The sequence below is a fragment of the Massilia sp. ST3 genome, from assembly GCF_018119405.1.
GTDB lineage: Bacteria > Pseudomonadota > Gammaproteobacteria > Burkholderiales > Burkholderiaceae_D > Telluria.
In genome coordinates this window covers 1-20,941 of the sequence record NZ_JAGPWC010000045.1, presented here as the reverse complement: position 1 = coordinate 20,941, position 20,941 = coordinate 1, and the positions used below count along the sequence as shown (strand labels likewise).

The window sequence follows — 20,941 nt, the reverse complement described above, 5'->3', positions numbered from 1 at the left end:
TGCGTGCTTGCTCGGGCGTCTAATGATAAGCGATTATCATTAGCGGCTAATGATAAGCCATTATCATTAAGAGCTCAAGCCCCACACTGGTCCGCGTGCGCCCGTTCAGGTATTCTTCGCCTCATGCAACGTAATACACGCCAAAAATCCGCCATTTTGCATGCGATCGAGCATGCGCGCCGTCCGCTGTCTCCGCAGGAGATCCTGGCCGAGGCCAGCCGCGACGTGAGCCAGCTGGGCATGGCGACCGTGTACCGCAACCTCAAATCGCTGGTGGACGAAGGCGCGCTGAAGGTGGTGACCCTGCCGGGCGAAGGTGCACGCTACGAATCGACGACGGCGGCCGACCACCACCACCATCACTTCCAGTGCACGCAGTGCCAGCGCGTGTTCGACGTGCACGCCTGCCCGGGCGACATCGAGCACATGGCGCCGAAGGGCTTCAGCGTCGAGCGCCACGAGCTGACCCTCTACGGCCGCTGCGCGGACTGCCTCAAGGCTGCCTGATCAGACCTTCGAATTGGTCGGAACGCGCACCGTAGGGTGGACGGGTTTCCCGTCCACGCGGTGATAACTGGGATGTCACCATATCGCGGCCGTTCCGGCGATTGTTGGACGCGTGGACGGGGAACCCGTCCACCCTACGATCTTCCGTTGCCACTTCCGCGCACTGGCCAGCGTGCACGCGGATGCGGACAGTTTATTTTGCAAGCACGTTCAGCACGGCCAGGCTCATGGCCTGCGCGGCGGTCTTGATCGACGGCTCCGGCACCGGCGCGTAGAACGGCGAGTGGTTGAAGGCGATCGGCTTGCCGCCCGGGCGCTCGGCTTCCGCCACCACTTTCGGATCGTAGACGCCGGTGAAGAAGAACATCCCGGGCACGCCTTCGTTCACGAACATCGAGAAGTCCTCGCTGGCGGTCATCGCGGGCATGCGCTGGGCATTGGCGGCGCCGAAGGCGTCCTTGAACACGGCTTCGGTCTTGCCGACCAGTTCCGCGCTGTTGACGATGGCCGCGCCGCCGCCGCCCACGTTCATCTCGGGCGCCGGTGCGCCGGCCATGGCGGCGGAGGCGTTGGCGACGCGGCGCACGCCTTCCACCAGCTTGGCGCGCACCTGCGGGCTGTAGGAGCGGATGGTGCCGCGCACCTGCACGCTGTCGGGGATAATGTTGCCCACCGTGCCGCCCTGGATCGCGCCGATGGTGACGACGCCGAATTCCTTCGGATCCTTCTCGCGGCTGATCACGGTCTGCACGTCGACCACGAAGCGCGCGGCGATGGCGATCGGATCGATGGTCTTGTCCGGCGCCGAGCCGTGGCCGCCGCGGCCCTTGAACACGATCTCGAGCGCGTCCGAGTTGGACGACACCGGGCCGTCGTTGAAGCCGACGGTGCCGTGGGCCAGCGGCCAGGAATGCAGGGCGAAGGCGACATCGGGCTTGGGGAAGCGCTTGAACAGGCCGTCGTCCAGCATGGCCTTGGCGCCGGCCACGATTTCCTCCGCCGGCTGGCCGATGAAGACCAGGGTGCCCTTCCATTGCGATTTCAGCTCCACCAGGGTGCGCGCGGCGCCCAGCCAGCTCGCCATGTGGATGTCGTGGCCGCAGCTGTGGGTGACGAAGCTCTCGCGGCCGTCGCTGACCGCCTTGGCGCGGCTGGCGTAGGGCAGGCCGGTCTTCTCTTCCATCGGCAGGCCGTCCATGTCGGTGCGCACCAGCACCGTGGGGCCGGCGCCGTTCTTCAGCACCGCGACCACGCCGGTCTTGCCGACCTTCTCGGTCACCTCGAAGCCGAGCTTGCGCATCTCGGCGGCCAGCTTGCCGGCGGTGCGCACTTCCTGGAAGGCGATCTCGGGATGGGCGTGCAGGTCTTTATAGACCTTGTCGAGCCAGGGGTACATGGCGTCGACGCGGGTGGCCACCTCGCCCTTCAGTGGGGCGGCTTGCTGGGCCTGGGCGGGAAGGAGGGAGAGTGCGAGGACGATGGCGGCGGCGATGCGGGTGAGTGGGCGGTTCAACGTGGCCTCTTGTGCGTGATAAAGGATCTTCATACGATACCACGCGTTCAGCCATGCATACGCTGGTTGAACGCGTCGGCGGCATAGCCGCCAACCCTACGTAGGGTCGGCGGGTCTCCCGCCGACGCGTTCAACGCACCGTGATTACACCGCGCTCGGGCGCTTGATAGCGACGGACTTCTTGCCGGCCACCGCCTGCGACAAGCTGATGCCCGGCACGCGGTCGCCATGCAGGGTCACCTCGAAAGCCATCAGCTCGTCGCGGCGGAAGGCGTGCACGGTCACCTTGTCGCCCACGCGGTAGCGAGCCAGCAGCGTGTCGACGTTGGGTGGGTTGCCGCTCACGCGCAGGCCGTCGATGGCGATCACCACGTCGTGCGCCGACAGGCCGGCCTGGTGCGCCGCCCCGCCCTCGTGCACCTGGGTCAGCTTGGCGCCCAGCGGGTCGCGGCCTATGCCGGCGTCCAGCGAAGGCTTGCCGTTCTTGCGCTCGTCCGTCAGCTTGATGCCCAGCGGCGCATACAGCTTGGCCAGCGGCAGGTCTTCCGTCCCGCGCACGTAGCGCTCGAACATGGTCTTGAGTTTCAGCCCGCTCACCTCGTCGAACAGCGCCTCCACCTCGGCCTCGGTCACGCCGCGGCCGACCGACGGATAGAAGTCGCGGCCGTAGCGTTCCCATAGCGCCAGCATCACGTCGTCCAGCGACTTCGCGCCATTGGTCTTGGCGCGGATGGTCAGGTCGAAGGCCAGCGCGATCAGCGAGCCCTTGGTGTAGTAGCTGATGATCGCGTTGGCCGAGTTCTCGTCCTGGCGGTAGTACTTGCTCCAGGCGTCGAAGCTCGATTCGGCCACGCTCTGCTTGGTGCGGCCGCTGCCGCGCAGGACGCCGCCGATGGTCTTGCCCAGCAGCTTGAGGTAGGTCGGCTCGCCGATGATCCCGCAGCGCACCAGCATCAGGTCGTCGTAGTAGCTGGTGAAGCCTTCGAACAGCCACAGGAGCGGCGTGTAGTTCTCGACCTGCAGGTCGTAGGGCGCGAACACGGCCGGCTTGATGCGCTTGACGTTCCAGGTGTGGAAGTACTCGTGGCTGCACAGGCCCAGGAAGCGCAGATAACCCTCGCCCGGCTCGGCGCTCTTGGGCGTGGCGGTGCTGGGCAGGTCGGCGCGGGCGCAGATCAGCGCGGTCGAGGCGCGGTGTTCCAGGCCGCCGTAGCCGTCGCCCACCGCCATGGTCATGAACACGTAGCGCTCCATCGGCGCCTTCTTCGACTTCGGCTCGAAGAAGGCGATCTGGGTTTCGCAGATGGCCTTCAGGTCGGCCTGCAGGCGCGTCATGTCGAGGTTGGGCACGCGGCCCGTGACGACGATGTCGTGCGGGATGCCGTGGGCCTTGAAGGTGGCCAGCTCGAAGTCGCCCATCTCGACCGGATGGTCGATCAGTTCGTCGTAGTTGCTTGCCGCGTAGGTGCCGAAGCCGTAGCGCTTGGCGCCCAGTTCCGCCATCGCGGTGGCCACGCGCCAGGTCCGCGCCGCCGGGTCGGCTGGGCGCTGGATGTCGACCAGGTGCGGGGTTTCTTCCTGTCCCAGCACCCGCAGGAAGACACTGGTGCCGTTGAAGAAGCCGTGGGTCTGGTCGAGGTGGGCGGCGCGCACCGACAGGTCCCAGGCATAGACCTCGTAGTGCAGGCTCAATGGACCTGCGCAGGAGGCCGCGCGCCAGGAATGCTTGTCCAGCTTGCTCAGCGCCACCGCGGCGCCGCCCGCTTCGGCGCGGATGCGCACGATGTTGCGGGCGAACTCGCGGATCATGTAGCTGCCCGGGATCCAGGCCGGCAGCGCGAAGACCTGTCCCTCGGGATCGGGCGCCGCGACCGTGAGGGTCACGTTGAACAGGTGGCCGGCCAGGTCCTTGGGGACGATGGTGTACTGGATTGCGGGCTGCTTTTTCTGGGATGGTTTTTTCATATGGAGAATGGGTCTCGCGCCGGATTTCCCGTAGTGTAATCGGATTCTTGCGCAGGCAGCAAAACCTCAGGACGCCAGGTCGGCCGGGCTGTCGACGTCGCGCAGGATGCCCGGATCGTCCACCGCCACCTCGGTCACGGGCTGGGAAGCCAGCAGGCGGCGCGCGCCCTGGTCGCCGTTCGCGGCCAGCAAGGCATCCAGGTGCCGGGCGCCGAAGCCCACCGGATTGCCGCGCCGGCCCTCGAACACGGGCGCCGCGATCTGCGCGCCCTCTTCCAGCGCGCGGCGCAGGGCCTGCAGGGTCGATGCGCGCACGAAGGGCATGTCGCCCAGCGCCACCAGCCAGCCATCGGCCGGCAGGGAGTGACGGACCGCATGGGCCAGCGACAGTCCCATGCCGCTGTCGGCGTCATCGCAGGTCGTGACGTCGCAGCCCAGCTGCCGGAGGATGGCCGCCACCCCGCCGTCGTCCGGCGGCACCACGGCCACCACGCGGGGCAGCACAGAAAGGAGATGGCGCGCGCTGGCGGCCACCACGGGCTCGCCGCCGGGAAGCCGCTGCAGCAGCTTGTTGCGCGCGCCGCTGGGGTCGAAGCGGCGCCCGCGGCCGGCGGCGAGGAGGATGCCGGCCGGCTGCGGCATCTCAGGCGGAGGCCAGGTCGAACGGCAGCTTGCGCAGGCGCTTGCCGGTCAGGCGGAACACGGCGTTGGCCAGGGCCGGCGCCAGTGGCGGCAGGCCCGGTTCGCCCAGGCCGGTGGGCGGATCGTTCGAGGGCACGATGTGCACGTCCACCTGCGGCATGTCGCTGTGGCGCGCCACAGCGTAGTCGCCGAAATTCTGCTGCTCGACCACGCCATCCTTGAGCGTGATCGCGGCGTTCGGCAAGGTCATGCCCAGGCCCATCAGGACCGCGCCTTCCACCTGGGCCGCGATCGACAGCGGATTCACCGGCTGGTTGCAGTGCACGCCGGCGGTTACCTTGTGCAGCCTGGGCGCGCCGTTGGCGATCGAGGCCTCGACCACATAGGCGACCACGGTGTTGAAGGACTCGTGCACGGCCACGCCCCAGGCGCGCCCCTTGGGCAGGGTCTTCTTGCCATAGCCCGACCTGGCCACCGCCAGGTCGAGCGCGGCCAGGTGGCGCACATGCTTCGGCCCCATCAGCTTCTTGCGGTAGGCTACCGGGTCCATCTTCGCCAGGTGGGCGGCTTCGTCGACCAGGGTCTCCATCACGAAGGCGGTGTGGGTCGAGCCCACCGAGCGCCACCACAGCACCGGCACATTCGCCTTCACCGCGTGCACCGTCAGCTGCATCGGCACCTCGTAAGGCGTCCCCATGCCTTCCACCGTGGTGCCGTCGACGCCGTTCCTGACCATCATCGGCTCGAACAGGGTGCCGGTCAGGATCGACTGGCCGACGATCTTGTGGTCCCAGGCCAGGATCTCGCCCTTGGCGTCCAGGCCGATCTCGGCGCGGTGCACATAGGCCGGGCGGTAGTAGCCGCCCTTGATGTCGTCCTCGCGGCTCCAGACCAGCTTGACCGGCTCGGCGTGGCCCCGGGCGCGCCATTCCTTGGCCACGCGCACGGTGTCGCCGATCCATTCCGAGGTCGGCACCGCGCGCCGGCCGAAGCCGCCGCCCGCCATCATGGTGTTGATCGTCACCTGCTCGGGCTTGAGGCCCAGGATCCTGGCGGCGACCTGCTGGTCCACGGTCTGGAACTGGGTGCCGGCCCAGATGGTGCAGCCCTCCCCTTGCAGCGCGACCACGCAGTTGAGCGGCTCCATCGGCGCATGCGCCAGGTAGGGGAACTCGTAGATGGCCGAGATGCGCTGGGCGCTGCCCGCCAGCTTCGAGACGTCGGCCTGGCGCGCCACGGCGCCGCCGCCGGCCTTGGCCAGCGCGACGTAGTCGGCCAGCTGCTTGTCGGAGCTGACTTTCTCCACCGCCGTGCTGTCCCATTCGATCTTCAGCGCGTCGCGGCCCTGCTTGGCCGGCCAGTAGCCCTCGGCCACCACCGCCACGCCGCGTGCGCCGCGGTCCAGGTCCACCTCGAACACGTCGAGCACGCCCTTGACGGCGCGCGCCGCCGCCGCGTCCACGCGCGCCACCCTGGCGCCGAACACCGGTGGGCGGGCGATCAAGACGGTCCTGGCATTGGCCGGCTTGAAGTCGATGCCGAACTGCTGCTTGCCGGTCGACTTGGCGCGCGCGTCGATGCGACGGGTCGGTTTGCCGATGTAGCGGAACTGTTTCGGTTCCTTGAGCGTGACGGTGGCCGGCGCCGGCTGCTTCATCGCCGCGTCGGCCAGGGCGCCATAGCTGGCCTTCTGGCCCGCCGGGCCGACGACCATGCCCTTTTCGGTGCGCAGCTGGGCCGGCGCCAGCTGCCACTGCTCGGCGGCCGCCGCCACCAGCATGGCGCGGGCACGGGCGCCGATCTCGCGGTACTGGGTGTAGGAATGGGCGATGGAGCCCGAGCCGCCGGTGATCTGCACGCCGAAGGCCGGGTCTTTATAGGCCTCGCCGGCCGGGGCCAGCTCGCTGCGCATCTGCGACCAGTCGGCGTCCATCTCCTCGGCGATCAGCATCGGCAGCGAGGTCTGCACGCCCTGGCCGAATTCGAGGCGGTTGACGATCACGGTGATGGTGTTGTCCGGCGCCACGCGCAGGAAGGCGTTCGGCGCGTAGACCTTGGCCGGGTCCGCGGCCTGCGCGAACCGGTTGGCGCCGGGCAGGAAGAAGCCCAGCACCAGGCCGCCAGTGGCGGCCGCGCCGGCCTTCAGGAAGCCGCGGCGGGACGTGAGGGCTTGCGGGAGGGTCTCCCGGTTCATCCATTCAGTGCGCATGGCGGCTCCTCAGGCGAGGGTCTTGGCCGCGTCCTTGATGGCCGCGCGGATGCGTTGATAGGTGCCGCAGCGGCAGATGTTGCCGCTCATGGCGTTGTCGATGTCGGCGTCGCTGGGGCGCTTGTTGGTGCGCAGCAGCGCGGTGGCGCTCATCACCTGCCCGCTCTGGCAGTAGCCGCATTGCGGCACATCGTGCTTGACCCAGGCGTCCTGCACCGCCTTGCCGACCTTGTCGTTCTCCATCGCCTCGATGGTGGTGATCTTCTGGCCGGTGGCGGCCGAGATCGGCGTGATGCAGGAGCGGATCGGGGCGCCGTCCAGGTGCACGGTGCAGGCGCCGCACAGGGCGGCGCCGCAGCCGAACTTGGTGCCGGTCATGTTCAGGTTGTCGCGCAGCGCCCACAGGATGGGCGTGGACGGGTCGGCGTCGACCTGGAGGTCGCGCCCGTTGATGTTCAAGGTGACCATGTGCTGCTCCCTAGTTGTTGGTACGGGCGATGCGCTTGTAATGATGTATTCTGCGCTTATTTCTTTGCTTCCAGCGACGACAGCTTGTCTTCCAGTCCCTTCAGGTCGACCGCGCCCGGAATGCGCGAACCGTCCGTGAAGAAGATCGCCGGCGTGCCCGAGATCTTCAGCTTCTGTCCCAGTGCGGCGACTTTTTCGTTCGGGGTCTCGCAGGCGGCGGGCGCGGCGGGCGGCAGCTTGCCGTTGATCATCCAGTCGTCCCAGGCCTTGACGCGGTTCGGCGCGCACCAGATGTTCTTCGACTTCACGAACGAATCCTCGGACAGGATGTTGTACATGAAGGTGTAGATGGTGACGTTGTCGAGTTCCTTGAGCGTGGTCTGGCGCAGGCGCTTGCAGTAGCCGCAGTTCGGGTCCTCGAACACGGCGATCACGCGCTTGCCGTTGCCCTTGACCTGCTTCATGGCCATCTCGAGCGGCAGGTCGCTGAACTTGATCTTGTTGATGTCGTCGATGCGCTCGCGCGTCAGGTTACGCGAGGACTTGGCGTCGTAGACATGGCCGATGAACAGGTACTCGCCCTTTTTATCCGTGTACAGGATGTCGCCCGCCACCCGCACTTCGTACAGTTCGGCATATGGGGTTTCCTTGACCGACTCGATCTTGGCGCCGCCCAGGCGCGGTTCGAGCGCCTTCCTGATGTTCGCTTCGGTATTGTTCTGGGCATCCACGCAGGACGCCATCAGCCCCGTCGCCAGCAGGACGGCGAGCTTGGTTTTGACCATGTTGATTCCTTAGAGAGTTGACTTGCCCATGGCGTGCGCCATCAGGCGCCGTTTGACCGCTGGCAACTTATCGAGCAAGTTTAATCCGAAATTGCGCACTACGCGAAGTGGTTCCAGGTTGGCGCCGAACAAACGTTCGAGCCCGTCGGTGGCGATCTGCATCAAGAGCACGTCTTCCTTGCGCTTGCGGGCATAGCGCGCCAGCACCCGCTCGTCGCCGATACCGCGCCGCTCCTCGCGGCCCTTGACGGCCTCGAGCAGGTCGACCACGTCGCCGAAACCCAGGTTCATGCCGTGGCCGGCCAGCGGATGCACGGCGTGGGCGGCGTCGCCTACCAGCGCCACGCGCGGCGCCACGATGGCGTGCGGACGCACCAGGGCCAGCGGCACCGCCTTGACCTCCTCGGGCTGGAGCGGGCGCAGGGGGCCGAGTTTTTCTTCAGCGTATTCGGCCAGCCGGATCGCCAGCTCGCCCAGCGACTCGTCCATCAGGGTGTCGGCCAGGGTCTCGGGGGCCGACCACACCAGCGACACGCGCTTGCCCGGCAGCGGCAGCAGCGCGATGATGCCGTCGGCGCCGGTGAACCACTGGTAGGCCACGCCATGGTGCGGCTTGTCGCAGGAGAAATTGGCGACGATGGCGCGCTGGTGGTACATGCGGTAGTCGACGCCGATGTCGCACTGCCCGCGCACCCAGGATTCGCGCCCGTCGGCGCCGACCACCAGTTCGCAGTCGATCTTGCGCCCGTCTTCCAGGCGCACCGCGGCGCCCGCTTCGCCGCACGTCAGGTCGACGGCGCAGCCGGTGACCACGTGCACGTTGTGGGAAAACTTGATCGCCGCATCCAGCGCCCCGTTCAGGTTGCTGTCCTCGACGATCCAGGCCAGAGTGCCGACATGGGCGCCGAAGGCGTCGAAACCGAGGTTGCCGCCCTGGTCGCCGTCGCCGCGGATGTCCATGGCGTCGACCGCCTGCACCCGCGCCAGGTCGAGCGCGCCCCACACCTTGAGCGAGGCGAGCAGGCTATGCGCCGTGTGGTTGAGCGCGTAAACACGCACGTCCCAGGGACGCTCGGCCGCCGACGTGGCGCCCGCCGGCGGCGCGCTCGCGGCTCCGGAAGCGGCTGCGGGGCGCGCGGGCGGCACCAGCAGGGTCACGCTGTGGCCGTCCTGGGCGAAACCGAGGGCGGCGGTCTTGGCGATGGCGCCATTGCCGACGATGCAGACGTCGGTGCGGAACGTGGTGGAGATGGCGGGTGTGGTCATGAAGGCATTATAGCCAGATGCCGGCCCCGCGCCGGACTGCTGCGCAGCCGGTTTTTGCGGGCAGGCATGCATTTCGGCATCGCGGGGGCTTGCGAACCTGAAAATGACTGGCTATAATCATGCCTCTCTTGGCCTGGTAGCTCAGTTGGTAGAGCAGAGGATTGAAAATCCTTGTGTCGGTGGTTCGATTCCGCCCCGGGCCACCAAGAACATCGTTCACGCAACGCCCACTCATGCAAGTGGGCGTTGTCGTTTCTAGGATTCCTAGTCCTTGTGTCCGGTCTATTTCCGGTGTGCCTTGCTATCAAAACGCACAGAGGAACCAGCCGACGACATGACTCTCGGAAATTTCACACGCCCGTTGTTAATCGGTAAAAGAGAGATCATAAGTCTACTGCCCGTCTGACCAAGTAAATCGGCAAGGACTGGATTTGAAACCCTTTTTGTCGGTGATTCCATTCCGTCCAGGCCACCAAGAATATTCAAGCGAAAACGCCAACCCACGCAGGTTGGCGTTTTTCATTACACGGTCCGAAATCCTGAGGTACAGCTTCTTCCCGGCCGCCGGTTCTCCAATGAACTAGGTCTGCGTCCCGCTACTTCAATCCGCTCCATATCCACGGAAAGCTATCGATAACCTGACCAGAAGTGTCCGCAGGCTCCGCAGGGCCAGCCGTTGTGAAACGAGCCATCCGCCGCTTCACGTCGGGATTCCAGCTAAAACAACCTCCTATTCTCTTTGTTCCTTACTTTTTTGCTTTTCGGTAGTATCATGAATAGTTGTCGAAAAGAATCGCCTCGGCAAGTATGAAGGCAGTTCCTCGATCATCACCTCCGTGCCTCTTGCACGACATAACCTGTCGTGAGCGCCCGTTATATTGCCCCTATGTCATCTCACAACACTTTTAATCCTGGCAAAGGGGAGAAACTGGCCCAGCGGCTGTCCCGTATCGTCGCCCGACTTCACCGCGGCGAGCGTCTCGACAAGCACCGGTTGGCAGAGGAGCACGGCGTGGACGTGCGCACCATCGAGCGTGATCTCGGAGAACGTTTGCTCGGGATCGCCGAGCGCGACGCGGACGGCAATTGGCGGCTGACACACGCCGCCCAAAGCACTATTCCAGTCAAACATCTTTACGGCTACGCGCGCTTGTCTGGCACCCATAACCTGTTTCCCGACGACAGCCTGCGCTATCTGCTCGAACAGCTCGATATGCCCGAACCCAGCCGCCCGACACGGGTGCAGGCGACGCCCCATGAGGATTTACGCGGCACCTCTGCCTTCGCGGCGCTGCACGCGGCCATCCTCGAGCGCCACCCCTGCCGCTTCATCTACAAAGGCCACGCCCGTCTTGCCTTGCCCTACCGGCTGATCCACAAGAGCGGCATCTGGTATCTTGCGGCGGAAGAAGATGCGCGGCTCAAGAATTTCAGTATCGGGTTGATCAATAAACTGGAAGTGGACAGCACCGCTTGCTTCCCCATCAATCCCGCCCACATCAAGTACATCGACGCCAACGACGATGTCTGGTACACGACAGAAACCACGGAGGTGCTGCTGCGCGTTGCCCCTGAGGCCGCGCACTACTTCAGCCGCCAGCAGCTTCTGCCGAATCAACAGCACCGCACCGACAGCGACGGCTCCCTCCTCGTGACCAGCAAGGTTAATCACATCCATCAGATGTTGCCGGTGGTACGGCATTGGCTGCCCCATGTCCGGATTCTCAGTCCGGCGGCGTGGCACGACGAGCTGGTGGCCGGTTTGAAGCAGGCGCTCCGGCGCTGGGAGAGCTGAGCCCATCGAGGCGGTCTCGTTACTTGAAGCGAAATCCTGGTCATCCTTTTTCGGAGTCGACATGCATACCGAACGCAAAAACGCAATTTTCCAGTCCGTCAGCGCCTGCCCGATCTGGCGCGGCCAGGCTGTGGAGCAAATAGGCCAGATGCTCGGCCAGATCGAGCAAGCCAACGCCATGCTCAACAATATTTCCATGACGGCGCAGAACTCCGCGATCAAGGGTGGTTTTGCCGCCGAAGTCTTTCATGCGGAGTCGTTCAACTTGGACGCCATCCTGAAGGACAAGGATGTGCGCGCATTTACCGACGGCTTTGCCAATACGCCCCTCGGGCGCAACGACCAGCTGCACGACATCGTCATCATGAAGGACGGCGAGCAGGTGCTGGGCGCGCAACTGAAATATTTCAAGGATGCCGACGCGACGCAAAAGGCCTTTCGTTCCACCAAAGACGGCGTCCACCAATACGAAAACAGCGACCTGTTCCTAGCGCCATCCGACCAGGTCGAGGGCGTCCGCGCTTCCGCGCAAAAGACCGCATTAAAGAACCAGGAAACGCGCCCGGACGTATCGCGGGCAGCGGAAAAAGTGCGCGATAACACCGGTGGCCAGCTCGACGCGGAGGGCGCCCAGTCGACGCCCTTGAGCAAGGCCGAGTCTAGGGATCTCGGCAGCGGCACCAAAGAGGGCAAGGACCTGCACGAGCAGATGCAGGGCGACTACCTGAACAAGTCCACGCTCCAGCAAAGCATGAAGGCGGCGGGTACGGCGGCCGTGATCACGGCAGTGACCGCCGGCTGTATCAATTCTTTCCAGTACCTCAAGCAGGTAAGGGATGGAAAACTGGACGCGGCGGAGGCGGCGCGCCTGATACTGACCGACACCGTGATCGCTGCCGGCGACAGCGCGTTGAAGGCGGGCGCGGCCACGGCGAGCGTTAGTATCGCCGCGCGCAAGCTTCCCGAACTGTTTGCGGGCAGCGCCTTCCAGTCCAGCCTGGCCAGCGGTGCGATCGCGGGAGCGGCCATCTGCGCAATCGATGCTGTGCAGTGCATAGTCCTGTTTGCCGCCGGCAAAATGAGCCGTGAAGAACTGGAGACACGCACCGGCAAGAATCTGTTCCAGACCGGGGCTGCTGTCGTGGGCTCCTCGATCGGGGCGGCGATCGGCGCCCTGGGCGGTCCCATCGGTGCGCTGGTCGGCAGCGTGGTCGGCGGGGCGATCACCTCCGTCGCGATGAGTATCGCGCTGGACAATCACATCGAAAAACGCTTCCAGCTCACGCTCACTGCGACCGAACAAGCGGTGAGCAGCGGCATTTCCGCGCGCGATACGCTTCAGTATCTGCAGCTGTCTCAGGAATACTTTTCCGAGTTCCACAAAGGCGTGTTCTTGTCCGAGCGTCATTTCGAGCGGCAAGTGAAGACCATGCAGGCACAAAGCCTGCGCCTGAAAGACAAGATCAACAAGCTCTGAGGTAAAAATGAACGATGCATCCGTAGCAGAACAAAAGCAGATTTTCGAGGTCTCGCTGGATGGGGCGGAACTGGAAACACTCAACGCACTGATCGCCCGGCACCGGGCCAATGACGCCCGCACCCAGCAACTCGCGCTCGATGCGTCAAAACTGGTGACGACGAGCCAGGAACGCCTTGCCCAACAGGCCGGTGCCGGCTTCTTCAAACGCTTCGCCAACGCTATCAGCGGCAAGACGGGCGAAAACCAGGCGCAGAACCAGGTCGATATGCTGCGTCTGCAAAAGTTCGCTTGGCACTATTTGCAACAGCTGCAACAGCAGAACCTGATCAACGCCCAGAGTATCGCGGTCATCCGGAACAATCTGGGCACAATGAACACGTATATCATTGAAACCCGCGACTTCCTCGAACAGGCGGTCGACAAAATCGACCAGCGTCTGCGGCATGTCGAAAAAAACACCAATTTCAATAACTGGTCGCTTGGTATCGAGGCGAACAAGCGCCGCCTGAAATCGAATCCCAAGACGCTGCTAATGCTGCGCCTCACTTACGATTTCATGCGCAGCCATCCTGGTGTTCTGCTGAGTGAACGTGACGTCGCCAATTATCTCGTCAACACCCTGGAAAAACTGGATATCAACTGCGACGAGGAGGTCAAACTGATCGATTTCATCAGCGACCTGATCGATCAGATTGAACTTCCTGGCATCGACCAGTACCGCAAGATGATCGAGATCTCGTTTGACGAGCATCGTGTAGATGCCGAGTTCATCCAGAAAAATATTTCCGGCACCGGCTTCAATGCCTTGTATTTCCTTTCCGATCATTACGGAAGGATTGTCGACCTCACCAGCGATCAGGAGCTGGTCAATAGCGACGAAGCCCGGGCAAAAATCATTTCCAAATTCTTCGGCAGCGAGTTCTCGGCGCTGGCGACGACCTATAGCATCCGCCATCTGATCTGCGAAATCATCGGCGGCAGCCAGTTGTCTATCGACGTTTACAAGGAAGCCAACGGGTTGAACGCCGCGCCGGAACAGGCCGCCGAAGCGCCGCCGCAGCAGGCAGAACGTGTGCCCCTTGTTTCCTCTCTGCCGGAGATTCATGCGCATACATTCTTCGACAGCAAGCACAGCGACGAATCGAAGCGCAATTACCTGCTGTCGCTGGCCCTCTGCGTCGCAAGTTCGGCATCGCTCACGCCGCCGGCGCTGGAGTTTGTCGCGCTCCTGTCCGCGAAAGCCGGCCACCCCGGGCTGCAACAGGATCTCGTGCGGCTGGCCGACAATCCACGCAAGCTCAATGAATACCAGCCGGTCATCCAGGCCCTGCTGGACGACGACGATAAGAAACTCACCTGGCTGCTTGACGCATTCTTCCTGCTGAACTTAGCCAGGGAACCGATCGAAAGCCCCCAGGTCAGGGCGGTACTGGGCGTGCTCAAACCGGCGCAGTTAAAGGAATTGCTTCCAAGCCTGGTTGCGCTCGTCGAGGAGAACGATAGTTCGCAGGTGCTGGAAGCGGCGCTCAAGCTGGCGCCCGCCACCCAGGGGTGGAAGAACCTCGTCCGCTACCGCAGCCTGCGCTTCGAACCCTACTTCGAGGAGGCGCTGAAGGGCCTCAACGCCGCAGGCTGGGCCAATGTGCGAATCGCCCTGGATCTGGGGGAGGTATACCGCAAGGGCCTGGAACACGCCTATTACTTCAGTTTTTCCGACGACAGTTTCCTAGGCAACCTGACGGAAAAGGCCTCGGCTGCCGTGTGCACCCAGGGACGCAAGTCGGCGCTCGCGGGCCTCAACGAGCTGCGCAAGAAAACCCGCGACTTTCTTTCGGAACACCGGTCAGCGCTGTATCGTGCGAACGGCCTCGTGTCGCGTTGGGGCATTCCTTCGTTCGAGTTCAAGGATGAGATCAACTACACCGACTTTGACCTGAATAACTCCTCTGAAAACGACGAGTGGGGCAGCCATTTCGAGGGCTACTACAGCCAGATCCAGAGCGCGCTGGACTCGTTCGAACAAGCGTGCAACGACGCCGCCGAGCAGCTCAAGTTCTTCATTGCGGGCGATTTCGACCAATCCGTCTTCGCGCTCAAGGAACAGAAACGTGCGAAATATATCAGTCAACAGCAGCAGGAGAAGCTGGAAAAACAGTCCGTGACCATCACTAGGGACGGCGCGGAGCACCGCTTCAGTATCGATTGGCAGCAGGTCGCGAAGCCACCGTGCGATGCGGAGCAGATCAGCCATATCGAAACGGACGGCAAGGTGTGGCTGGTCGTCGCTAGCATCAAATCGGATGACGTGTTTTATCGCAGCGAAGACGGGGAACATTGGCAGCAGATCCAGATCGATACGCCGCAGTTCAAGGTCTCGCTGTACAGCATCAGCATCGTCAACGGCGTCTGGATCATCAGGAATCGCGCATTACGTCAAGGAACGCGCCCAGAGGGAATCTATTACTCGAGCGATGCACTCGAATGGCGCCATAACACTGGCCCAGGCGGCGCCGGCAACGCCAGCCTGTCGCTCACCGAAGGCCATCTGTCCTATAAAAATATCATCCACTTCAAGGGCATGTGGCTGTGGGCAGTGACGCAATGGCAAAAATACAGCTATACCGAAAAAGGGTTCTTCACGGATACTACAAAAACGGACACCTACAACAAGACCATCCTCTTCGGCGCCAAGACACTCGGCGACGCTTGGCAACGCTGGGACCAGTCGCCGCAATTTAATGAGGGGGTAGAGCTGAACAATATCTGCTCGCTCCCCGGAGACAACGCGCTGCTGGCTTTTTGCGAGTACAGCAGCTCCTACATCCGTAACAAGAAGAAGCCGGACACGCCATCTTTTGTCATGTACTTTGGTGCAGCCAAGTCATGGCAGACCTGTGGCTGGGATGGTAGCAGGCGATTCTATGCTTCCGACATGCCTTTCTTCGTGCAGCAGGACGACAGGCTGATGTGTTTCATATCGGGCGAAATACTTGTCTCGCCGAAAGGCTATGACTGGGCCCGCCAGGAAACGAGGCTGAGGGTAGACAAGCACCTTGCACTGCAAGAGGTAAACCTCTTCACCGAAAGCAACGGCTCAGCTGTGTACCTGAGCCAAGATGGCAAGCAATTCAAGGAGCTTGCACTCGACGAAGGTACATGGCGTTATCTCACAGCGAACCAAGGCAGCATGCTGGGCGTCTATTATGCGAATAAGCATGAGGAAACAGTGCTCCGCGTCGGACGGTATATCTGCCAGGCCAAGCTGTAAAATTGCGATCGAGACCGACCTGCGGAGCGTCATCCTGAAGCTCCGTTGTCGGTGGCATGGTGGGCATCTGAAGGTTCTCTGGCTAAAGCGGGAAGTAAAAAGTGCCAGGCGCGCTAAAGGCCGCGGCAACACGCTAACGATTCACTTTAGCAAGATATGCTCAATCGGACTCATCGGTGAACAAATGACCTTTACAGTGGCCTTAGAGCAGCCGCAGCAAAACTTCGTCGGCAACGGTGTAGTCATACCGGCTGTATGGCTGCCCAATGAAGTTCTCTAAGTGCTGAAGCGCTTGCATTTGCGCAGGCATCGAAACCTCGACGCAAGCGACTCAGTACTCAAGGTGCTCGCCATCCAGCGCAAAGACGTGCACGTGACCGCCCCATCGTCGCTGGTCTAGCACTACCGCTGCAAGCCTAATGTCACATCCCTAAATGCAGCTAACGCTGCCTCCAAATGCTCAATGATTTCTTGCTGAAGTATATCTAGCGGCGGAAGGTCATTCAAATAAAGCAAGGTTTAGTGATAGGTACCTAGTCGCTCATAGAAAGCGCCCGAATCTTCACCAACGGACGAGGGGGGCCGTATGGTTCATGTTTTTGAAGATTTTCTACCGCTTGGGGATTGTTCAGTACACCTTGATAAAATGCAATTCCCCAATTTGTCGCGTATGGATCTGAATCTCCTTCCTTTAAACGTCTTTCGAAGGATGCGCGCACGTTGCATCCTCTCGCGCCAACGATGCGAGTCCACCGTTGGTACTGCTCATCGCAATACTCTTCTATCCGCCTTTTAACTTGAAGGGATTTAAGGTGCAGCCTTATGCGCTGTTCATCCTCAACGCTCACATATTCCAAAATACTAAATTTTGCATCGAAAATAGCCCTATTCCCAACCACTGCGACGTCAACGTGAAAACGCACCGTTGACAAGGCGGAGCTGTACATTGGATGCAGGAAAAGCGCTTGCTTGTTGGTGTCACAGTAGTAGCGTTGCCCTTTGATAGGGGCGCAGTCGCTACATTGCGGCACTAAATTGTTGGAAAAGATCGCGTATTCAGGCCAATCTTCTTTGGGTAAAAAATGATCAAGCGTTCGCGGCTTTAGTGGATAGCCACAATACGGGCATTCGTCCAGTGCATGTTTGCGACGGCGCATAAGCACCATCTCATGCAAGTCTTTTGGAGGCGCTCCGTAAAATTCTCTTAGTACAGACGCAATCAGTTTGACACGCGAAACGGGCGGACGATCTTTGAATTTATCAACAATCCCGTCAAACTCTTTATAGCAATCTAATAATGCGAACTTCGCATATTGTAGGAGGCCTGCATTTTCTTTTTTAGAAGTAATAGCGAGATCTAGCCATCCGCACTTGCTGGTGTGCATATGGAAAAGGTGCCTCATTCGGACCGCCTCGTAATCTCAATTTCGTCATCTTCCTTGACAATCTTTGAGGACAGGTAGGCCAGTGCTTCGTCTCCAATATTGGATCCAAACTTTTCTAAAGCGACTGCGGGAGAACTACAGGTTTCAACAGCCTGATCAATAGAATTCTCGTAAGGTTTCCGAACATCGTAGTCGTCAAATGCGAGCCCCATGATGACCTCGACGGTCTGCCCAAAAGTCTCAAAACCCGGTTTTGAGACCTCAGTACGATCGCCAACTCTTCGAAGAACGGAAATACCGGACTGATCTACCTCACGGGCTAAGATCGATGAATGTGTGGCGATAATCGCGTTAGATTTAGTTGCAGCAAGAAGTTGCTTCAACATATCAAGCAGACCTATCTCCATCGTTGGATGCAAATAGAGCTCTGGTTCGTCGACAATAATCAAACTCTCATCGTCAACCTCCGCCACTAGATTTGGTAGCATGTAAGAATAGATGGTTTGACCAGAACTTAATGACAAATGCTGTCCTTCCTTCAGGAAGCGAAGGCCGGACACGTAGATAAACCCATTACCCTTGGCTGCGGCATCCCTTAACGCAGCGTCATCTCGACTGAAAACAACTGGCTGCCCGTCCATGCCAGTAAGCTCGATTGCATCGAAGTCAATCGATCTTTTTAAAGTATCAAAGAGAAGAGTAAAACGGCTGGTTTCCGTAAGCCATTCGTTCTCGCGGTCATACTGAAATATACGATGCAATGCACGTGCACTACTTTCCTTCGGCCAATTGAGAGAGAAAACGCCTTCGGGCTCACGAAATCCCAAATATACGTATTCATTGACAAGCAACCTACGACGCTCATGGATGTCTTTGGCGGTAACGCCATTTTCTTCCGACGCTTCCACTGCCAACGATTTAGCTGACCTTCCAAGCGCTCTAGATAGCTCAACTTCTGTTTTAAAGGACTCGAAAGGCGAGTATGCCGCGACGATTACTTTGTGGAAGAAGGGCAAGTTATCTGCGTCACCTAATCCGCCTGTCAAGGTATCGACCAGATGACGTAGTACATGACTTTTTCCGACACCATTGCGCCCTATTAAGAGGTTAACATTGGTCTGACCAAGTGACCTCTTGTTATCGAAATTGAATTGGACTGGGTCAATATAGTGCGGGAGCCCTTCGAGCGTAAAGGAGAATATTCCCTGAGGCTCATAGCGTCCACAGGCAATTTGATGTCCTTTGTTGAGTATAGCCTTTGCCATACTACTGCGGAACAGTGACGATCCAAACCCAGCCCACTGAGTGAATGTATGTTTTTCATTATAATAATAACTACCATCGCATAGTTGGCGTAGGTATTGGGAAGCACGGGCTCCTAATTTAGAGCCAATTCGGCGATAGTAATCTATTTCCGACGCTAGAGATACAACTTTATTTGGTGATAAGAGGTGTGTAATGCAACGGCTGTTTCCTATCAACTCGCTAGATTCGAGGAAATACTTGGACGTGTCTTTGTAACCGTTTACTAGAATCTTTGTACGACCAAAGAAGTCTAGCTTACCGTTTTCCACATGGTAGATCTGGAATGTAACCACATAATCATAATCATCCCATGGACGAGTGTACTGCGTCCCAATATGGTCTTGAAGAAGATGAAAACCGCTAATCGGATTAAAATCAAAATTCGTAGAGTAAAAAAAATCGAAAATGGGCATCAGACTCTCCGCTCAAGTTGCGCTGGGTTTTCTTTGCAATTTTGCGTGAAGCGGCGCGCTGGCAATCAGGGTTGATAAGGCAAAAAGTGAAATAGAGCCAGTAAAAATAGAGCGCATGCGAAACCTTTTTAAGAATAGTCGATGGTCATGATCGTTATAGAATCTATACTACATGAATTCGCGGTCCTTTTCTACTTGGCAACAACATTGTTCCCTATATCACACATGCAGACCAAGGCACGCGCTGGAATACGCGACGGAGGTACTATCCAATCAAGTAGAGCTGTAGTCATCAGATGTTGGCGGATTCCAAAGCGAGCTAAGCCGTAACAATGCTGAACACTGGCCAAAGGGTTGATCCGACCCAGCGGTCATCACCGGATCGACGGCGATTTCCTGCATATATTATTCTGATGGTTGACCCCAGCCAAAGCCCGACGCCTCTACGGCCCGGGCTTTTTACATTTAGACGTACAAAGGGAAATCCTATACATGAATATCACCGCAAAACCGACCTGGGAATGGTCGGGCAAGAACAACCAGGCGCGTTCGCTCAAGGCACGACCTGACAACAGGGGCAGCTCGGCCCTCAAGCAAGCGTTGATGCCACGGAGCCTAGATCTGAGCTTCTCGCTGAAGTATCGGCGCTAGTCTAACTGCACAGTACCCGCCACCGCTGACAGTGCCGCACCGGCGGCACTTGCACAGCCTCTGGCAAAAGGCCCATGACATTACGTTGTCATGGGCCTTTCTTATTTGTAGCAACTACATCGAACAACAACTGGAGAGCAAAATGAGCAAGAACACTCCCGCAAGTAAACTGTCCGACAGCGCCCAATCTGCCGCCGCTACAAGCCCGGGTTCCGAGGTTGCGCTTATCCCGTTCTGGCTTCTCAATACCGGGACGGCCAAGAAGCTGGGACAGCACAGCGATGGCATTCTCAGTTATCACGTCCTTGCCGACAACGACCGCCGTGGCCTCCTCATCGTAGTAACAAAAAACGAAGGTGGCGGCTACTTCAGTCGTGAGCAGGTGCCCTTCCACGCCATCGTTACGTGTCTTGAGAAATACAAGTCGGGCGTGCCCTTCGCATCAAAAGTGCTGAGGGATGTCTTCGTATCCAAGTCCGCCAACAATGCAGGCTTCCTGTGTGCGGTGTTGCATGCGCTCGGCCTCCTCTCAGCGGCCCCCGTAGCCAAGACTCAGCACGTCGTTACCGGCGACTGGCCACTCTGGGAAAAGACCATGCTCGCTGAGAGTGGGACACGCATCGAACTGCCAACGGAAATTGGCGGCGAAATACCGGCCGGAAGCGTTGCCGTACCAGATCATAAGGACCATAGGAAAACGCTCGAGATCCCCGCCAAAAAGGCTCAATAGTGACGAGCGGGTCTATGACTACATGGCCGCATCTTGCCGCGCTGGCCGATTCCGAACGGCTCCCGCAAGGGCTGCTGCACTGGATGATCGGCGTCCGTGGCCTCTACATCTACGGGGGGCTTCTCAAGAGGATCATTGACCCGGCGTCCACGGTTCCATTGGGGGACGTGGACGTGATCGCGCTCGACGCCAAGGTCATGGAGGTCATGACCGAACGGTTTGGGATCTTCTTCAGGCGGGTAAAGACAACCACGCGGACGCTCTACTTCATCGGGAAGGCAGGGCACGGAGACGCCAAGATCATTCACCTTGCGTTGCTTGGCTCCCACGAGCAAGCAATGCGATACGTCATGAACAACCAGCTTGATATCGACCGACTCGCGTTATCCAACCACCACCTTTTCTACGATTCGCGATTCGAGCTCGATGCGCTCTGCAACGCGATTCGAACCAAGCATGCCACCCGCGTCCGGGGTAAGCGCGACATGACCCACTTCGCAAAAAATCGCTCTCAGATCGAGCATTACTACGAGGTACGCCTGCGACGCAAGGGGTACAC

At 60.2% G+C, this 20,941-nt stretch carries 16 protein-coding genes and 1 tRNA gene; 8 read left to right on the top strand and 9 right to left on the bottom strand.

Features of this window, described 5'->3' with window-relative positions:
• Positions 1-123: 123 nt before the first annotated feature.
• Positions 124-507, top strand: coding sequence for a Fur family transcriptional regulator (locus KBW98_RS15600; protein WP_211521073.1), 384 nt, complete (start codon positions 124-126; stop codon positions 505-507).
• 193 nt (positions 508-700) lie between these two features.
• On the opposite strand, the gene KBW98_RS15595 is transcribed toward KBW98_RS15600, so the two are convergent.
• From KBW98_RS15595 to KBW98_RS15565, 7 genes are all read right to left on the bottom strand, one after another.
• Positions 701-2,020 (bottom strand): amidohydrolase, encoded by a 1,320-nt coding sequence (locus KBW98_RS15595; RefSeq protein ID WP_373888955.1) that lies wholly within the window; start codon positions 2,018-2,020, stop codon positions 701-703.
• A gap of 144 nt (positions 2,021-2,164) precedes the next feature.
• Entirely contained in the window at positions 2,165-3,985 is a 1,821-nt protein-coding gene (locus KBW98_RS15590; protein ID WP_211521071.1) for a M61 family metallopeptidase, read from the bottom strand.
• A 66-nt stretch (positions 3,986-4,051) separates the two neighbouring features.
• Positions 4,052-4,627 carry an NTP transferase domain-containing protein gene (locus KBW98_RS15585; RefSeq protein ID WP_211521070.1) on the bottom strand — a complete coding sequence of 192 codons (576 nt, stop codon included), beginning with the start codon at positions 4,625-4,627 and terminating at the stop codon, positions 4,052-4,054.
• 1 nt (position 4,628) lies between these two features.
• Entirely contained in the window at positions 4,629-6,836 is a 2,208-nt protein-coding gene (locus tag KBW98_RS15580; protein WP_211521069.1) for a xanthine dehydrogenase family protein molybdopterin-binding subunit, read from the bottom strand.
• A 9-nt stretch (positions 6,837-6,845) separates the two neighbouring features.
• On the bottom strand, positions 6,846-7,304 hold the full coding sequence (locus KBW98_RS15575) for a (2Fe-2S)-binding protein (protein ID WP_211521068.1): 459 nt from the start codon (positions 7,302-7,304) through the stop codon (positions 6,846-6,848).
• Between the two features lie 56 nt (positions 7,305-7,360).
• Positions 7,361-8,089: a DsbC family protein gene (locus KBW98_RS15570; protein ID WP_211521067.1), complete on the bottom strand. Its 729-nt coding sequence runs from the start codon at positions 8,087-8,089 to the stop codon at positions 7,361-7,363.
• Positions 8,090-8,098: 9 nt separating this feature from the next.
• Positions 8,099-9,355 carry an FAD-dependent monooxygenase gene (locus KBW98_RS15565; protein ID WP_211521066.1) on the bottom strand — a complete coding sequence of 419 codons (1,257 nt, stop codon included), beginning with the start codon at positions 9,353-9,355 and terminating at the stop codon, positions 8,099-8,101.
• A 130-nt stretch (positions 9,356-9,485) separates the two neighbouring features.
• Here KBW98_RS15565 and KBW98_RS15560 point away from each other — a divergent pair.
• The 4 genes from KBW98_RS15560 (at position 9,486) to KBW98_RS15545 (ending at position 15,898) form a co-directional block, all read left to right on the top strand.
• A tRNA-Phe gene (locus tag KBW98_RS15560) sits at positions 9,486-9,561 on the top strand.
• 656 nt (positions 9,562-10,217) lie between these two features.
• Positions 10,218-11,150 (top strand): WYL domain-containing protein, encoded by a 933-nt coding sequence (locus KBW98_RS24145; RefSeq protein WP_211521065.1) that lies wholly within the window; start codon positions 10,218-10,220, stop codon positions 11,148-11,150.
• A gap of 61 nt (positions 11,151-11,211) precedes the next feature.
• Entirely contained in the window at positions 11,212-12,627 is a 1,416-nt protein-coding gene (locus KBW98_RS15550; RefSeq protein ID WP_211521064.1) for a hypothetical protein, read from the top strand.
• Between the two features lie 7 nt (positions 12,628-12,634).
• Positions 12,635-15,898, top strand: coding sequence for a hypothetical protein (locus tag KBW98_RS15545; RefSeq protein ID WP_211521063.1), 3,264 nt, complete (start codon positions 12,635-12,637; stop codon positions 15,896-15,898).
• A 533-nt stretch (positions 15,899-16,431) separates the two neighbouring features.
• On the opposite strand, the gene KBW98_RS15540 is transcribed toward KBW98_RS15545, so the two are convergent.
• Positions 16,432-17,301 carry a hypothetical protein gene (locus KBW98_RS15540; RefSeq protein WP_211521062.1) on the bottom strand — a complete coding sequence of 290 codons (870 nt, stop codon included), beginning with the start codon at positions 17,299-17,301 and terminating at the stop codon, positions 16,432-16,434.
• Positions 17,298-19,001 carry an AAA family ATPase gene (locus tag KBW98_RS15535; RefSeq protein WP_211521061.1) on the bottom strand — a complete coding sequence of 568 codons (1,704 nt, stop codon included), beginning with the start codon at positions 18,999-19,001 and terminating at the stop codon, positions 17,298-17,300. Before KBW98_RS15535 ends, KBW98_RS15540 begins: the two co-directional genes overlap by 4 nt.
• A 492-nt stretch (positions 19,002-19,493) precedes the next feature.
• On the opposite strand from KBW98_RS15535, the gene KBW98_RS15530 reads away from it, so the two are divergent.
• From KBW98_RS15530 to KBW98_RS15520, 3 genes are all read left to right on the top strand, one after another.
• Positions 19,494-19,652, top strand: a complete 159-nt coding sequence (locus KBW98_RS15530; RefSeq protein ID WP_211521060.1) for a hypothetical protein — start codon at positions 19,494-19,496, stop codon at positions 19,650-19,652.
• A gap of 142 nt (positions 19,653-19,794) precedes the next feature.
• A complete protein-coding gene (locus KBW98_RS15525) occupies positions 19,795-20,382 on the top strand; it encodes a hypothetical protein (protein WP_211521059.1) in 588 nt (195 codons plus the stop codon).
• Positions 20,383-20,396: 14 nt separating this feature from the next.
• The coding region (locus KBW98_RS15520; protein WP_211521058.1) for a hypothetical protein at positions 20,397-20,941 on the top strand (545 nt) is incomplete at its 3' end.

Bases quoted from the DNA above. Each gene is read 5' to 3' on its own strand.
- KBW98_RS15600 (WP_211521073.1), top strand. From the start codon at position 124: ATGCAACGTAATACACGCCAAAAATCCGCCATTTTGCATGCGATCGAG.
- KBW98_RS15590 (WP_211521071.1), bottom strand. From the start codon at position 3,985: ATGAAAAAACCATCCCAGAAAAAGCAGCCCGCAATCCAGTACACCATC.
- KBW98_RS15585 (WP_211521070.1), bottom strand. From the start codon at position 4,627: ATGCCGCAGCCGGCCGGCATCCTCCTCGCCGCCGGCCGCGGGCGCCGC.
- KBW98_RS15580 (WP_211521069.1), bottom strand. From the start codon at position 6,836: ATGCGCACTGAATGGATGAACCGGGAGACCCTCCCGCAAGCCCTCACG.
- KBW98_RS15575 (WP_211521068.1), bottom strand. From the start codon at position 7,304: ATGGTCACCTTGAACATCAACGGGCGCGACCTCCAGGTCGACGCCGAC.
- KBW98_RS15570 (WP_211521067.1), bottom strand. From the start codon at position 8,089: ATGGTCAAAACCAAGCTCGCCGTCCTGCTGGCGACGGGGCTGATGGCG.
- KBW98_RS15565 (WP_211521066.1), bottom strand. From the start codon at position 9,355: ATGACCACACCCGCCATCTCCACCACGTTCCGCACCGACGTCTGCATC.
- KBW98_RS15550 (WP_211521064.1), top strand. From the start codon at position 11,212: ATGCATACCGAACGCAAAAACGCAATTTTCCAGTCCGTCAGCGCCTGC.
- KBW98_RS15545 (WP_211521063.1), top strand. From the start codon at position 12,635: ATGAACGATGCATCCGTAGCAGAACAAAAGCAGATTTTCGAGGTCTCG.
- KBW98_RS15540 (WP_211521062.1), bottom strand. From the start codon at position 17,301: ATGAGGCACCTTTTCCATATGCACACCAGCAAGTGCGGATGGCTAGAT.
- KBW98_RS15535 (WP_211521061.1), bottom strand. From the start codon at position 19,001: ATGCCCATTTTCGATTTTTTTTACTCTACGAATTTTGATTTTAATCCG.
- KBW98_RS15530 (WP_211521060.1), top strand. From the start codon at position 19,494: ATGAATATCACCGCAAAACCGACCTGGGAATGGTCGGGCAAGAACAAC.
- KBW98_RS15525 (WP_211521059.1), top strand. From the start codon at position 19,795: ATGAGCAAGAACACTCCCGCAAGTAAACTGTCCGACAGCGCCCAATCT.